The organism is Streptomyces axinellae (assembly GCF_039532135.1).
Taxonomy (GTDB): Bacteria; Actinomycetota; Actinomycetes; order Streptomycetales; family Streptomycetaceae; genus Streptomyces; species Streptomyces axinellae.
The window spans coordinates 152,188-166,560 of sequence record NZ_BAAARJ010000016.1 but is presented as its reverse complement, the minus strand read 5'-3'; the positions used below and the strand labels follow the sequence as shown (position 1 = coordinate 166,560).

Annotated in this window: 13 protein-coding genes; 9 read left to right on the top strand and 4 right to left on the bottom strand. The window is 71.1% G+C overall.

Annotated features, from left to right (window positions below; genetic code table 11):
• Window positions 1-452 precede the first annotated feature (452 nt).
• The 5 genes from uraD (at window position 453) to ABD339_RS23535 (ending at window position 5,746) form a co-directional block, all read left to right on the top strand.
• Window positions 453-971, top strand: coding sequence for a 2-oxo-4-hydroxy-4-carboxy-5-ureidoimidazoline decarboxylase (gene uraD, locus ABD339_RS23555; RefSeq protein WP_344568417.1), 519 nt, complete (start codon window positions 453-455; stop codon window positions 969-971).
• The gene (locus tag ABD339_RS23550) at window positions 968-1,483 is read left to right on the top strand and encodes a hydroxyisourate hydrolase (protein ID WP_344568416.1); all 516 of its coding nucleotides are present in this window, start codon (window positions 968-970) and stop codon (window positions 1,481-1,483) included. Before uraD ends, ABD339_RS23550 begins: the two co-directional genes overlap by 4 nt.
• Window positions 1,484-1,488: 5 nt before the next feature.
• A complete protein-coding gene (gene pucL / locus ABD339_RS23545; RefSeq protein WP_344568415.1) occupies window positions 1,489-2,448 on the top strand; it encodes a factor-independent urate hydroxylase in 960 nt (319 codons plus the stop codon).
• A 197-nt stretch (window positions 2,449-2,645) separates the two neighbouring features.
• Window positions 2,646-4,037 (top strand): 8-oxoguanine deaminase, encoded by a 1,392-nt coding sequence (locus ABD339_RS23540; protein WP_344568414.1) that lies wholly within the window; start codon window positions 2,646-2,648, stop codon window positions 4,035-4,037.
• Window positions 4,038-4,285: 248 nt separating this feature from the next.
• Window positions 4,286-5,746 (top strand): nucleobase:cation symporter-2 family protein, encoded by a 1,461-nt coding sequence (locus tag ABD339_RS23535; RefSeq protein ID WP_425576071.1) that lies wholly within the window; start codon window positions 4,286-4,288, stop codon window positions 5,744-5,746.
• A 74-nt stretch (window positions 5,747-5,820) separates the two neighbouring features.
• Here ABD339_RS23535 and ABD339_RS23530 read toward each other — a convergent pair whose 3' ends face one another.
• The 3 genes from ABD339_RS23530 to ABD339_RS23520 form a co-directional block, all read right to left on the bottom strand.
• Window positions 5,821-7,053, bottom strand: coding sequence for a low temperature requirement protein A (locus tag ABD339_RS23530; protein ID WP_344568413.1), 1,233 nt, complete (start codon window positions 7,051-7,053; stop codon window positions 5,821-5,823).
• 305 nt (window positions 7,054-7,358) lie between these two features.
• Window positions 7,359-8,090, bottom strand: coding sequence for a dipeptidase PepE (gene pepE / locus ABD339_RS23525; RefSeq protein ID WP_344568412.1), 732 nt, complete (start codon window positions 8,088-8,090; stop codon window positions 7,359-7,361).
• A gap of 161 nt (window positions 8,091-8,251) precedes the next feature.
• Window positions 8,252-9,040: an IclR family transcriptional regulator gene (locus ABD339_RS23520; RefSeq protein ID WP_344568411.1), complete on the bottom strand. Its 789-nt coding sequence runs from the start codon at window positions 9,038-9,040 to the stop codon at window positions 8,252-8,254.
• Window positions 9,041-9,174: 134 nt separating this feature from the next.
• Here ABD339_RS23520 and ABD339_RS23515 point away from each other — a divergent pair, with 134 nt between their 5' ends.
• From ABD339_RS23515 to ABD339_RS23505, 3 genes are all read left to right on the top strand, one after another.
• A complete protein-coding gene (locus ABD339_RS23515) occupies window positions 9,175-10,167 on the top strand; it encodes a DUF1177 domain-containing protein (RefSeq protein WP_344568462.1) in 993 nt (330 codons plus the stop codon).
• 6 nt (window positions 10,168-10,173) lie between these two features.
• Entirely contained in the window at window positions 10,174-11,880 is a 1,707-nt protein-coding gene (locus ABD339_RS23510) for an OPT/YSL family transporter (protein ID WP_344568410.1), read from the top strand.
• A gap of 73 nt (window positions 11,881-11,953) precedes the next feature.
• The gene (locus ABD339_RS23505; protein ID WP_344568409.1) at window positions 11,954-12,664 is read left to right on the top strand and encodes an AroM family protein; all 711 of its coding nucleotides are present in this window, start codon (window positions 11,954-11,956) and stop codon (window positions 12,662-12,664) included.
• A 76-nt stretch (window positions 12,665-12,740) separates the two neighbouring features.
• Here ABD339_RS23505 and ABD339_RS23500 read toward each other — a convergent pair whose 3' ends face one another.
• Complete coding sequence (locus ABD339_RS23500) at window positions 12,741-13,631, bottom strand: Clp protease N-terminal domain-containing protein (protein ID WP_344568407.1); 891 nt, start codon at window positions 13,629-13,631, stop codon at window positions 12,741-12,743.
• Between ABD339_RS23500 and ABD339_RS23495 the strand changes: the two genes are divergently transcribed.
• Complete coding sequence (locus ABD339_RS23495; protein WP_344568461.1) at window positions 13,630-14,274, top strand: GOLPH3/VPS74 family protein; 645 nt, start codon at window positions 13,630-13,632, stop codon at window positions 14,272-14,274. The two genes, ABD339_RS23500 and ABD339_RS23495, sit on opposite strands and share 2 nt — an antisense overlap.
• Window positions 14,275-14,373: the final 99 nt, after the last annotated feature.

Below are 14,373 nucleotides of genomic sequence, written 5' to 3'. Positions count from 1 at the left end.
CCTCGTTCTTGCTGGTCAGCGGCACTTTCTGCTTTCCTGCCCGCCTGCCGGACAGCCCGCTTCATGAAAGCGCGAGGCCAACGTGTCCTCGGACTGCTCCGGTCACGGGGCCGGTTGGGCTCCGGTTCTCACTTCGTCGGCGCCGGCGCCGGCGCCTGCGCGGCCGGACTGTCTCGCTCTCGGCCGGTCCGTCTGCCCGGTCCGTCGGCCCGGTCCGTCGGCCCGGTCGGTTCACTCGGCCTGTTGACCGGGACTGTCGGGGGATCGCCGCGCCAGGTTCCCATCCCACCCCTCACCCCCGCTTCCGGCTCTCCGGGGGCGGGCTTCATGTTTCCGTATGACGGGATTCGTCTTCCGGGATGTCGAAAGAGATTCAACAAAGTGTTGACGCGATGTTGCCGGAGGACTTAGCTGTTCCCAGCCCGAACAGTCATACGGCCACGGAGGTCCTCGTGATGTCGTGTTCGATGCCAGGTCTCGCCTGGTTCAACTCCGCCGGGGAAGCCGACGCCCGCACCACGCTCCACGAGCTGTGTGCCGCACGGGCGTGGGGGAGCGCACTTCTCGCCCGCCGCCCCTACGAGAGCCCCGAGGAACTGCTCCACGCGAGTGACAAGGCGACAGCCGCGCTCGGTGCCGCCGGTGTGGCCGACGCCATGGCCGGGCACCCGCCCATCGGCCGCCCGAAGCCCGGTGACCTCGCCTCGGCCCGTGAACAGCGGGGCATGGTGGGAGCATCCGAAGAGCTGAAGGCCGACATGCTCGAACTCAACCTGGCCTACCAGGACAGGTTCGGGCACGTGTTCCTCATCTGCGCCACCGGCCTGAGCGCCGGACAGCTGCGGGACGCCGTGCGTCACCGGATCGACAACTCCCCGGAACGGGAACGCGAGATCGTGCGGCAGGAGCTGGCGAAGATCAACCGGCTCCGGCTCACACGCCTCATGGAGAAAGGGGACCCCACGGCATGAGCAGCGAGCACAGCACCTCGGTGTCCACGCACATCCTGGACACCAGTCTCGGCCGCCCGGCCGCCGGGGTCGGTGTCCGGCTGTCCGTACGCCAGGGCGGAAAGCGGGCCGCATGGGCCGCGCACGGCGCGTCGTACACCGACGCCGACGGGCGCTGCAAGGACCTTCCGGCCTTGCCGGAAGGCACCGCCCACGTACAGCTCTTGTTCGAGACGGAGCCGTACTTCGAAGAACAACGCGGCCTGAATCAGCACGGCCCGGCTCACTACCGCGTGAACCGGGAAAGCCCGGACCTGGAAAATTCCGGTCAGGGCACTCCGGACAAGAACACTCCGAATCCGCGCAGCCGGCGCGAAGCCGCGGAACAGCAGGACGCCCCCCGCGTAAGGGACAGCGCACCCGGCAGCTTCTTTCCCGAGGTCACCATCGTCTTCGCGGTGAACCCGGGCGAGCACTACCACGTGCCGCTGCTGCTCAACCCGTTCGGCTACTCCGTGTACCGAGGGAGCTGACAACCATGCCCACGATTCTCGGCCAGAACCAGTACGGCAAAGCGGAGAACCGCGTCGTCAAAGTCACGCGGGAGGGCGGCACCCACCATCTCAAGGACCTCAATGTGTCCGTCGCGCTCAGCGGTGATCTGGACGAGGTCCACTCTTCGGGCTCCAACGCCCATGTCCTGCCGACCGACACCACCAAGAACACCGTCTTCGCCTTCGCGAAACAGCACGGCATCGAGTCGGCCGAGGCTTTCGGCATTCTGCTCGCCCGGCACTTCGTCGACAGCTGCGACCCCATCACCACGGCGCGCATCCGCGTCGAGGAATACTCCTGGGAGCGCATCGAGACTTCCGGAGCCAATTCCAGCGGGGCCGAGTCCGCCGCTTCCCAGTCCGCCGACGTGGACGAAAGTGAGCACTCCTTCGTCCGCAAAGGGCAGGAGACGCGCACGGCGCAGATCACCTACGACGGGGAAAGCGTCGAGGTCCTCTCGGGCCTGAAGGACCTGACCGTGCTGAATTCCACCCACTCGGAGTTCTGGGGTTATATCAAGGACCAGTACACGACGCTCCAGGAGGACTACGACCGTATCCTCGCCACCGACGTGGCCTCCGTCTGGCGGCACGACTGGACCGGCGCGGCGGGGGAGCGGGAGCCCGACTGGGAGCACTCCTACGCCCGGGCGAAGCGGCACATGCTGCACGCCTTCGCGGAGACCTATTCGTACTCTCTCCAGCAGACGCTGTACCAAATGGGCTCCCGCGTCATCGACAACCTGCCCGGGATAGCCGAAATCCGGTTCTCCATGCCGAACAAGCACCACTTCAAGGTGGACCTCTCACCGTTCGGGCTGAAGAACGAGGCCGCGGACGGGGCCGTCTATTACGCCGCGGACCGGCCCTACGGGCTGATCGAGGCGACGGTGCTCCGCGACGGGGCGACCCCCCGCATACCGCTGGACCTGACCAACCTCTGAATCCCCGTCCCTACCCCTCTTTTTTCCTCAAAGGGCCCTTCCCTCCTTTCAAGGTCCCCTTCCTCCGGTGTCCGGGAACGCCGGACGCCGGAGGAGAGCGGCCCGCCGGAAACGTGCCGGAACGCATAGCCGGATCGCCCAGCAGGACCGCGTACGGAAGAGGCGCGGTCTCAAGACCCCCCGCAGCGAGGAACACCATGGCGGATCCCCTGAAATCCGAACGCACGATCATCGAGAACTGTGCCATCGCGACCGTCGACGCGAACGACACCGAATACGCCTCGGGTCATCTGGTCGTCAACGGCAACCGGATCGAATCCCTCGGTCCGGGCCCGGCACCCGAAGGGCTGGAGAATGTCGCACGCCGTATCGACGGCACGGGACAGCTGCTGACCCCGGGGCTCATCAACACCCACCACCACTTCTACCAGTGGCTCACCCGGGGCCTCGCCACGGACGCCAACCTCTTCGACTGGCTTGTGGCCCTCTATCCCATATGGGCGCGGATCGATGAGGAGATGGTCCACGCGGCGGCCCGCGGCTCCCTCGGGATGATGGCGCGCGGCGGTGTCACCACCGCGGCCGACCACCACTATGTCTTCCCCCGGGGCGGCGGCGACCTGCTCGGAGCCGAGGTGCGCGCCGCCGCCGAACTGGGCGTGCGCTTCACCGCCGCCCGCGGCTCGATGGACCGGGGCGAGTCGGACGGGGGCCTGCCGCCGGACTTCGCCGTCGAGAGCCTCGACGGCGCGCTCGCCGAGACCGAGCGGGCCATAGACAAGTACCACGACGCCTCGTTCGGCTCGATGCTGCACATCGCCGTCGCGCCGTGCTCCCCGTTCTCCGTCTCCACCGAACTGATGCGCCAGGGCGCGGAGCTGGCCCGCCGCAAGGGCGTGCGCCTGCATACGCACGGTTCGGAGACGGCGGAGGAGGAGAAGTTCTGCCACGAGATGTTCGGCATGGGCCCCACCGACTACTTCGAGTCCACGGGCTGGCTGGGCGAGGACGTGTGGATGGCCCACTGCGTCCATATGACCGACTCCGACATCGAGGCGTTCGGCCGGACGAGGACCGGCGTCGCGCACTGCCCCTCCTCCAACGCCCGGCTGGGGGCGGGCATCGCACGGGTGCCCGACATGCTCGCGGCCGGGGTGCCGGTCGGCCTGGGCGTGGACGGTACGGCCTCCAACGAGTCCGGCGAACTGCACACCGAACTGCGCAACGCACTGCTGGTCAACCGCCTCGGCCCGCACAAGGAGAGCGCGCTGGACGTGCGCCGGGCGCTGCGCCTGGGCACCTACGGCGGGGCCCAAGTCCTCGGCCGCGCACCGGAGACGGGCTCGCTGGAGGCGGGCAAGCTCGCGGACGCCGTGCTGTGGAAACTCGACGGGATCGGACACTCCACCATCGCCGACCCGGTGGCCGCGCTCGTCCTGGGCGCCGCGGCTCCGGTCACCCTGTCCCTCGTCAACGGCAAACCGGTCGTGGCGGACGGCCGGCTGCTCGGTGCGGACGAGGACGAGATCGCGCGCGGCGCGCGGGACCAGGCCAGGCGCCTGGCCCGCATCGCGGCGGACGCCGCCTGACGCATTCGCCCACCCCCAGACACCGGCCGGGAGGGACGGCTCCCGGCCGGTTCCACTTCACCTTCCACTTCACCTTCCGGCCCATCTTCCACTTCGCCTTCCGCCTCGCCCTTGCCCGTAGTTCGCTGCATGTCATGTTCCGGACATTGGGCTGGCTGGGCAGCCGCGCACGGACACACCTCCGTGCGCACCGCATCACCTCCCTGAAAGCGCGTGCCGCCCGGCACCGACATCGACAGGAGGACCCAGTGGCCAAGACGCCCAGGTTCACCGCGCAAGGAAAGACGGCGGAAGGCGGCGGGGACGCGCCGGACCCGGACCGGCCCGGCCCCGTCCAGGAGAAGCACCCCGTCGATCAGGGCATGCCGCCGCTGAAACTGCTCGCCACCGGGCTCCAGCACGTGGCCGCCATGTACGCGGGGGTGGTCGCGCCCCCGCTCGTCATCGGTGCCGCCGTGGGGCTCTCGCCGGGCGAGCTCACCTTCCTCACCGGGGCCAGCTTGTTCATGGCCGGGATCGCCACCCTCCTCCAGACCCTCGGCATCTGGAAGATCGGCGCCCGGCTGCCGTTCGTCAACGGCGTCACCTTCGCGACGGTCGCGCCCATGCTCGCGATCAACAAATCCGCGGGCCCCCAGGAGGCGCTGCCCGTCATCTTCGGTGCGACGATCGTCGCCGCCGCGTTCGGCTTTCTCCTGGCCCCCTTCTTCAGCAAGCTCGTCCGCTTCTTCCCGCCCGTCGTCACCGGCAGCGTCATCACCCTCATCGGGGTCTCGCTGATGCCCGTCGCCTTCAACTGGGCGCAGGGCGGCAATGACAAGGACCCGCACTACGGCGGCTTCGCCAACATCGGCATGGCCGGGCTCACCCTGCTGATCGTGCTGCTGCTGCGCCGCTTCACCACCGGCTTCCTCAAGCAGATCGCGGTCCTCATCGGCCTCGCCGTGGGCACGCTGATCGCGGTCCCGGTCGGCATCGCCGACTTCACCGCCGTCGAGGAAGCGGGCGTGGTCGGGTTCCCCGCTCCCTTCCACTTCGGGGCCCCGCAGTTCGCCGTCGCCGCCATCGTGTCGATGTGTGTGGTGATGCTCGTATCGATGACCGAGTCCACGGCGGACATGCTCGCGCTCGGCGAGGTCGTCGGCAGGCCGTCGGGGGAGCGGACCATCGCGGCCGGGCTGCGCGCCGACACCCTGGGCTCGTTCGTCAGCCCCTTCTTCAACGGCTTCCTGTGCAGCGCCTTCGCACAGAACATCGGGCTGGTCGCCATGACTCGCATACGCAGCCGCTTCGTCGTCGCGACCGGCGGCGGCATCCTGGTCGTGATGGGGCTGTGTCCGCTGGCGGCGAGCCTGGTGGCCTCCGTACCCCAGCCCGTGCTCGGCGGCGCCGGCGTCGTGCTGTTCGGCTCCGTCGCGGCCAGCGGTATCCAGACGCTGCTCAAGGCCGACCTCGGCAAGGACAACAACGTACTGATCGTCGGCACGGCGCTGGCCGTCGGCCTCATACCGATCGCCGCGCCCGGCTTCTACCACGCGTTTCCGGAGAGCGCGAAGATCATCCTCGATTCCGGGATCTCCACCGGCTGCGTCACCGCGGTCGTCCTCAACCTGCTCTTCAACCACCTCGGCCGGCGCCGCGACGACGAGATCGTCACCCACCCGATGGAGCCGGGCGAGGGCATCCCCCACCCGCGCTCCCCCGCGTAGCGGGTGCGGCGTCATACGTCATACGCCGTACGTCAAACCTCATGCCTCATGCCTCATGCCTCATGCCTCATGCCTCATGCCGGGGGTCGGCGCTGGAGGTGGAAGGCGACGAGGTGAGCGGCGAGGATGGCGCCGACGGCCAGGCCGAGGCCGAACACGGCGCCGCCCAGCCCGAACAGGGGCGGACTGAAGCCCAGGGCCAGCACCACGAGCGCGCCCGCCGTCAGCAGCGGCAGATGGCCCCGGGAGCCGGTGCCCGCCACCCGGTGCAAGGCGCCCAGGAGCAGCAGCACGAGCGCCACGGGCACGGCCACCGTGAGCCCCGCGCCCTGCTCGGACAGCTGCCCCCGGTGTTCGACGGCGGACAGGGCCGCTTCCAGACCCGCGCCGGTCGCGGCCAGCGCGGCGAACACGAAGTAGTGGCCGTATCCCCACGTCAACGCCGTACCCAGGGTGGCGAACTCCGCGTCGTTCCCCGCGAAGTAGATCCACCACACGCCGAAGACCAGCAGCAGCCCCCCGAGGGCGATCAGTACCACCGTCCCTGTCAGCCCGTGCTCGGTCACCGCCGACTGCACGGCCGCGAGGGAGCCGAGAATCACCTCGCCCAGCACGATGATCGTGAAGAGTCCGTAGCGCTCCGCGATGTGCTCCGGGTGCCAGGGAGTGGCCCTGCCCCCGTACTCGGCCCACGCGGGCACCGCCAGCTCCGCCGCCACCAGCACGAGGAAGGTGACCCACGCCCAGGTGCCGGGCGGCGCCCACAGCCGGGCGATCCAGCCCACCTGCACCACGGCGATACCGGCGGCGTACCGCAGCGCCCCGGCGCGCCCTTCGCGGTGCTCCGTCGCGGCCCGCAGCCACTGCGTGATCATCGCGACGCGCATGATCACGTAACCCACCACGACGAGGGTGAAGTCGCTGTCCACGAACACGGCGCGCACCCCGGCGGCCAGCACCAGCACCCCCGCCATCTGCACCAGGGTCAGCAGCCGGTAGGGCACATCGTCGGTGTCGTAGGCGGAGGCGAACCACGTGAAGTTCATCCAGCCCCACCAGATCGCGAAAAAGACCGCCGCGTACGCGGCCAGACCGGAGCCGATGTGGCCCTCGGCGAGGGCGTGGTGCAGCTGGGCCGCCGCCTGGGAGACGGCGACCACGAACGTCAGGTCGAACAGCAGCTCCAGGGGGGTGGACGCGCGGTGCTCCTCGCCCGGATCGCGTCCGCGCATCACCCGCCGCAACACCCCGGCCCGCTCCGCCGCGACCGGCTCACCGGCCGCCGCACTCCTGTCCGTACCGCTCATCCGCTGCTCCCGCATAGGTGCCGCTGACGTGCCGTGGTCCCCTGCTCGCCGCATGGCCCGGCTCCGGAGAGCTGTGACCGGTCCGGCTCGACCACGCCCCCGCGACCCTAGGCGGACGACCCGGCCGGGGCCGACACCGGGCGTGTGTCGTCACCGGCCGGATGCCGTCACCGCTACCGGCCGGGTGTCGTACGCGCATGTCCCGTGTCCATGTCCCCCGTGTCCATGTCCCGGCCCCGGCCCGGCGGCTCACCGCGTGTCAGCCCTCGTGAGAGCCGCGTGTCAGCCCTCGTGAGAGCCGCGTGTCAGCCCGCGCGGCTGTCGAAGCGTGCCCGCGTCGCGAGCAGCGCGCTCAGATCGGCGCCCGGCGCGTACTCCGCCGGGGCCGCGTCCGCCGTGAACAGCCGGGCGCCCGTCGCGACGCCGCCCAGCTCCAGGGAGTCGCCGTCGCGCCGCAACCACGTCCCCTCCCGCAGGCCGAGTACGGGGACGGCGTTCTCCTCCAGGAACTGGGTGAGCCGCTCCTCGCGGGTCTCGCCCATGTGGGCGCTGCCCGGATCGGGGTCCAGGTAGTGCGGGTTGATCTGGAAGGGGATCAGGCCGAGCGAGGTGAAGGAAGCGGGCTCGACGATGGGCATGTCATTGGTCGTCCGCAGCGTCGGACAGGCCATGTTGGTACCGGCGCTGGAGCCCATGTAGGGGACGCCCGAGCGCACGCGGCCGGCTATCGCCTCCACCAGGCCCCGTTCCTGGAGGGACTTGAGCAGCCGGAAGCTGTTCCCGCCGCCGATGAAGACGGCCTGTGCCCCGGCCACCAGCTCGCGCGGGTCATCCGCCGTGTGGGCGCCGCGCACGCGTATGCCGATGCCCTCCATGAAGGCGGCGACCTTGGCGGTGTACCCGTCGTGGTCGGCCAGCGCGTACGGCACGAACAGCAGCTCGTCGATGCCCGCCAGATGACCGGCGATGGCCTCCCGCGCGTGGTCGAGGTAACCGCGCCCCGGCGCGGCGGAGTTGGACAGCAGCAACAGCTTCATGGGGATGGTGAACCTTCCGGTTGGGGGTGAGGGGGGACCTGCGCCCCCACAGGGGCGCGGGGAACTGCGCGACCAGCCACGACGGGCCCGCAGCGGTGCACCGGGCGTACGTGCCCACCGCGGTACGGCCGTACCGCCGCACCGGCATCCCAGCGGGGCGCTCAGCCCCGCTGGGTACGCACGCGGCGCGGGGTGAGCAGTTCGCCCAGGCTCTCCGCCACGGAGCGCAGCGGAAGCAGCAACTCCTCCTTTCTGCCGTCGAGTTGCTCGTGCGGCCCGACGAGCGTGAGTGAGCCGACCGGCTGCGCGCGCACCATGACGGGCACGGCGAGGCCGGCCGTGGCCGGGTCGTACTCGCCCTCCGAGTACGCGTAACCGTCCACCGCCACGCGGGACATCAGCTCCTCCAGCTCGGCCGCGTCGGTGACGGTCAGCTCGCTGAAGCGGGCCATGGGGCGGCTGTAGAGCAGGGCGGCGCGGGCGCCGGGGCTGAGCATCCCGAAGTAGGCGCGCGAGGTGGCGCCCGCGTGCCCGGGGTACAGCTCATCGGCGAGCCGGTAGGTGCGCAGCGGGCCGGAGGAGCCGTCGGCCGAGTCCACGCAGCGCAGGTGCGCCCCGTCGGGCACGGCGAACAGCGCGGTCACCCCGCCGGCCGCCGCCAGCTCCCGCAGGCCGGGGCGTACGAGCCCGGCCATGCCGCCGTGCCGCTCCCAGGCGGTGGCCATGTGCCAGACGGCGGGGCCCAGGCGGTAGCGCCGGGTGACCGCGTCGGACACCAGGAAGCCGCGGTGGGCGAGGGAGGCCAGCAGCCGCTGGGCGACCGATTTGTCCCAGCCGAACTCCGCCGCGAGGTCGGTCACCCCCCACTCCTCCCGGTCGTGGGAGAAGGCGAGCAGGACCTGGAGCGCGCGGTCGGCGGTCTGGAGCGGTGCTCCTCGATCGGTAGTCACACGCACACTCTAACCGGTAGTAGATCTCTCATCTCGCATATAGGGAAAAGGTTGCTCTCTCGGAAACCTGGAGAGAACCTTTGGCCATCCGCACCAATGGCGGCATCAGCACCACAGCGCACCAGGGAGCCGCAGTGCTCAAGCACGTACTCGACGTCATCGAACTCCTCGACCGCCCGCAGGCCGCCGGGCACACACTCGCCGCCCATCTGAGGAACACCCTCGACCGCGCCGCGCGCGAGGCCGGCCGCCCGGCGCCCGCCGCCCTGCTCGAAAAGGTCGAGATCTCGGTGACCCGCGTCGAGGGAGCCAAGGGCGGCACCGACTTCGTCAAGGTCGTCGTCCCCGGCAGCGACGGGGCCCGCTCCGGCGGCAGCGCCCCCACCCTCGGCATCCTCGGCCGCCTCGGCGGCGTCGGCGCCCGCCCCGAGCGCACCGGCATCGTCTCCGACGCGGACGGCGCCGTCGCCGCGCTCTCGGCCGCCGCCAAGCTGCTCGACATGTACGGACGCGGCGACGTGCTGGCGGGCGATGTCATCCTCAGCACCCACGTGTGCCCCGACGCGCCCACCCGGCCGCACGACCCGGTGCCGTTCATGGACTCCCCGGTCTCCATTCTCGACTGCAACCGCGAAGAGATCGACGAGGCCATGGACGCCGTCGTCTCCATCGACACCACCAAGGGCAACCGGCTCCTCAACCACCGGGGCATCGCGCTGTCCCCGACGGTCAAGGAAGGCTGGATCCTGCGGGTCAGCGACGACCTGCTCGGCGTCCTGGAGACGGTGACCGGCGAGGCCGCACACGTCCTGCCGATCACCACGCAGGACATCACCCCGTACGGCAACGGCGTCCACCACATCAACTCGATCATGCAGCCGTGCGTGGCCACCTCGGCGCCCGTCGTCGGCCTCGCGCTGACCGCGCAGTCCGCCGTCGCCGGCTGCGCCACGGGCGCCAGCCACGAGACGGACATCGCCGCGGCGGGTCGCTTCGCGATCGAGACCGCGAAGGAATACGGACGAGGCGTCGTCCGCTTCCACGATCCGGAGGAGTTCGCCCGCCTGGTGGACCTCTACGGTCCGATGACCCGCCTCCAGTCCACCGCCGGAGCCACAGAGGACTGACCGCCCATGAGCAACCCATCCCCACCGGTCGCGGACACCGCGCCCCAGGCCCCGAGCCACCCCAGGGCACTTGAGCCCATCACGCTCGTCGTGACGATCCTGCTCAGCGTGCTCGGCGCGGTCATCGGCCTCGTCCTCATCACCACGCTGGGCATCGCGCCCAACACCTCGGTGATCGGCGCGCTGATCGCCATGCTGATCGGGCGGATCTCCTTCGCGGCCCTGGCCAAGATGCGCGATCCGCACCGCCAGAACCTCGTCCAGTCCGCGATCTCCGGATCCACCTTCGCCGCCGCGAACTCCCTGGTCACACCCATCGCCGTGCCGTTCCTGCTGGGACGGCCAGGACTGGTGTGGCCGATGCTCGGCGGCGCGGTGATCGGCCTGGCCGTGGACAGCTGGGTCCTCTACCGGGTCTTCGACTCCCGGCTGCTGCCCGCCTCGGCGGCCTGGCCCGCGGGCATCGCGGCGGCCGAGACGATCAAGGCGGGCGACGAGGGAGGCCGCAAGGCCAAGCTGCTCGGACTCAGCGCCGTCGTCGGGTTCGTCGGCTCCCTCTTCAAGCTGCCGATGAGCGCGGCCGGCGTCGCCTTCCTGGGCAACATCTGGGCGCTGCTGATGTTCGGCGTCGGCCTGCTGGTGGCGCAGTACGCGCCGAGCCTGCTGAACGTCGATCTGGGTGCGAACTACGTGCCGCACGGGGTGATGATCGGCGCCGGGCTCGTCGCCCTGGTCCAGGCGGTCTTGATGATGCGGGACCGCCGCCCGAAGACGACGGGAACAGGGGCAGGAGGGGGCGCGGAGCCGGGGAGCGCCGGGGCGGCCACGCCCGACCGGTTCACCCCGGAGGTCCGCACGGTGGATGCCCGCCGGCTGCGGCGCGGGCTGCTGGAAGGGCTGGTCCTCTTCCTCATCGGCGCCATGCTCATCGCACTGATGGGCGGCATCGTCTCCGACATGAGCGGCATCGGCCTGGCCGGCTGGATCCTGCTCGCGGGCGCGGCTGCGCTGGTGCACCAACTGATCGTGGGCCTGGCCGCCATGCACTCGGGGTGGTTCCCCGCCTTCGCGGTCACCCTGATCTTCCTGATCCTCGGCCTCGTCCTGGGCATCCCGATGGTGCCGCTCGCGCTGCTGGTCGGCTATGCCGCCTCCACGGGGCCCGCGTTCGCGGATGTCGGCTTCGACTTCAAGGCCGGATGGCTCCTGCGCAAGGACGCCGTGCCCTGGCACCCGTACGAGACGGCCGGGCGCCGTCAGCAGTACATCGCCCAGCTCGTCGGGTTCGCCGTCGCCATCGTCGTGGTGATGATCGCCTGGAAGCCCTTCTTCTCCGACGGACGGGTGCCGCCGGTCGCGCAGGTGTATGTGGACACGATCAAGGCGGGCCTCACCGATACGCACGCCCTGACGATGATGGCGCTGTGGGCCGTCCCCGGCGCCCTCGTCCAGCTCATCGGCGGATCCTCGCGCCAGATGGGTGTCCTCCTGGCCACAGGTCTCCTGGTCGCCACCCCGCAGGCGGGCTGGCTGGTCCTGGCGGCCCTCGCCGTCCGCGTCGCGTACTCCCGCTGGAAGGCGCGGCAGCGTGGGACGGAGCCCGCTCCGGGAGAGACCCAGGCCGAGGCCGACAACGACCTCGCGCTGGTGGGAGCCGGTCTGGTGGCCGGCAGTTCCCTGAACGACGTCAGCCAGATCTACAAGGCGGTGTAGCTCCGCCGCGGCACGCGCGCGTGAGGCGGGACACATCGAGCGGCACCGGACAACGTGGGAGGAGACCGTGGGGATGGGACGTGTGGGACTGGGGCTGGTCACCATCGGGCAGGCGCCCAGGGCGGATCTGGCGGGGGACATCGAACCCCTGCTCGGCGGCGCGGAGCCGCACGAGCACGGCGCGCTGGACGACGAGGTGTTCGACGGCGAAGAAGCCGCCCGCACCCGCGAGGCACTCGCGCCAGCGGAGGGCGAGGCTCCGCTGATTTCGCGCCTGCGCGACGGCACCTCGGTCGTGCTGGGCCACGACGCGCTGGCCCCCCGTATGGCCACCGCCGTGGCCCGCTGTGAAGCGGACGGCGCGGCGGCGACGCTCCTGCTGTGCACGGGCAACTTCCCGCCCGTACCCGCCCGGCGTCCCCTCCTGTATGCCGAACCTCTCGTCCAGCAGGGCGTGCGCGCCATCGTGGGGGAGGACCCGGTGGGGGTCGTGTGCCCGCTGCCCGCGCAGCGGGCCGACGTGGCGCGCCGCTGGTCGCTGCTGCTGCCGGGGCAGGTCACAGCGGAGCCGGCCGACCCGTACGCGCCGGACGCGCACGTCCGGGCCGCCGAGGCGGCGCGCCGCCTCGCGGAGGGCGGCAGCCGCTGGCTGGTGCTGGACTGCATCGGCTACACGGAGTCGATGCGCCGCGCGGCGGCCGAGGCGGCGGGCCGTCCGGTCCTGCTGGCGCGGGCCGTCGCGGTACGGCTCGCGGCGGAGGTCGCCGCGTCCGTCACGCACTGAGGAACCGGCGGAGCGGCCGGGTCGGCAGGGGACGCCGGCCCGGCCCGCGCCCGCCCCTCCTGCCGGATCCGCCCTGCTACGCCTCGTCCTGGACCTCTTCGCTCTTCGCCGCCGTGACGATGGCGGCCAGCGCTTCGGCGACGAAGGTCTCGGCGGTCGCTTTGTCGATTCCGAGGGCGCTGAGCGGGCCCGTGCCGTCCTCGAACTCCAGCAGGGCGAGCAGGATGTGTTCGGTTCCGACGTAGTTGTGGCCCAGTCGCAGCGCCTCGCGGAAGGTCAGTTCCAGGACCTTCCGCGAGCCCGCGTCGTAGGGCACCAGATCGGGCACCGGTTCAACCGGTGACGGCAGCGCGGCGGTGGCCGCGCGCCGCACCTCCTCCAGGGAGACGCCCTGCGCGCGGACCGCTCGCGCGGCGATCGCCTCGGGCTCGGACAGCAGTCCCAGCGTGAGGTGTGCGGGGCGGATCTGGTCGTTGCCCGCCGTGCGCGCTTCGTTCTGCGAGGCCGTCACGGCGTTCCGCGCCCGCTCCGTGAAGCGGCTGAATCCCTGACGGGGATCCAGGTCGGGCGCCTCCCCGGAGTCCTTGGTCACGAACCGCTTCTGCGCGGCCTGGCGGGTGACGCCCATGCTCTCCCCGATCTGGGTCCAGGGGGCGCCCGAGCGCCGCGCCTGGTCCACGAAGTGGCCGATCAGGTGGTCGGCCACCTCGCCGAGGTGGTCTGCCGCGAGCACCGCGTCGGTGAGCTGTTCCAGGGCGTCGGTGTGGACCTTCTTGATGGCGTCGATCAGGTCGTCGAGCCGGATGGTGTGGTGCTGACGTAGCGGTACCGGGACAGCCGTGGCGGCACAGGGACACCGGTATAGCGGAGTGTGACGTTTGGGCGAAGACTTGGTGGGCAGCGGCACCCGGAAGGAAGGCGAAGGGGGAACGGGTGTGAACAGCGTCACCTTGGGTGAGGAAGCCATGCTGCTGGCCCTGGACGATGTCTCCGGGGCGGCCAGGGACCGGGCGTCGGCGGGCTGGGCGGTGGCCGGGGGCACACTGCTGGAGCTGGCGCTGGCCGGCCGGGTGGCGGTGGAGGACGGGCGGCTCGTGGTGAGCGATCCGACGCCCACCGGAGACGCGCTGCTGGACGGACGGCTGGCGCGGATCGAGGAGTGGACGCGGCGCGACAGCAAGGCGAAGCCCGGCGACTGGCTGGCCAAGGACCAGGCCAAGGCAGTCGAGGCCGCCATCGAGAGCCTCTGCGCGCGGGGCATCGTCGTGGAGGAACGCCGGCGCACGCTGGGCATCTTCACCACCCGCCGCTATCCGGAAGCCGACGGCTCGGTGGAGCGCGCGCTGCGCCACCGGCTGGAGGACGTCGTCCTGCACGGCGCGGAGCCGGACGAGCGCACCACCGGACTCATCGCCCTGCTGCACGCCACCCGCATGTACGCGCAAGCCTTCCCCGAGGTGCCCCGCAAGCGGGTGGAGCCCCGGATGGAGGCCATCGCCGAGGGCCAGTGGGTCGGCGACGACGTCCGCATGGCGATCAAGGACCTCCAGGCGGTCATCGCTGTGATCTCGGTGACCACCACCACCGCTGCGGTCATCAGCACCACCTGAGCCGCACGGCCCGCGGCGCCGGCACCCGGACCGACGGCGCGGACCCTCTCCTTCCGCTCGGAGAGTCCCGCGCCGTTCGCGCCGCGCGGGGCGCACCGG

Coding starts and splice junctions, on each gene's coding strand:
- ABD339_RS23540 (WP_344568414.1), top strand. CDS start 2,646: ATGGCGGATCCCCTGAAATCCGAACGCACGATCATCGAGAACTGTGCC.
- ABD339_RS23530 (WP_344568413.1), bottom strand. CDS start 7,053: ATGAGCGGTACGGACAGGAGTGCGGCGGCCGGTGAGCCGGTCGCGGCG.
- ABD339_RS23550 (WP_344568416.1), top strand. CDS start 968: ATGAGCAGCGAGCACAGCACCTCGGTGTCCACGCACATCCTGGACACC.
- ABD339_RS23505 (WP_344568409.1), top strand. CDS start 11,954: ATGGGACGTGTGGGACTGGGGCTGGTCACCATCGGGCAGGCGCCCAGG.
- ABD339_RS23500 (WP_344568407.1), bottom strand. CDS start 13,631: ATGGCTTCCTCACCCAAGGTGACGCTGTTCACACCCGTTCCCCCTTCG.
- ABD339_RS23495 (WP_344568461.1), top strand. CDS start 13,630: ATGCTGCTGGCCCTGGACGATGTCTCCGGGGCGGCCAGGGACCGGGCG.
- pucL (WP_344568415.1), top strand. CDS start 1,489: ATGCCCACGATTCTCGGCCAGAACCAGTACGGCAAAGCGGAGAACCGC.
- ABD339_RS23510 (WP_344568410.1), top strand. CDS start 10,174: ATGAGCAACCCATCCCCACCGGTCGCGGACACCGCGCCCCAGGCCCCG.
- pepE (WP_344568412.1), bottom strand. CDS start 8,090: ATGAAGCTGTTGCTGCTGTCCAACTCCGCCGCGCCGGGGCGCGGTTAC.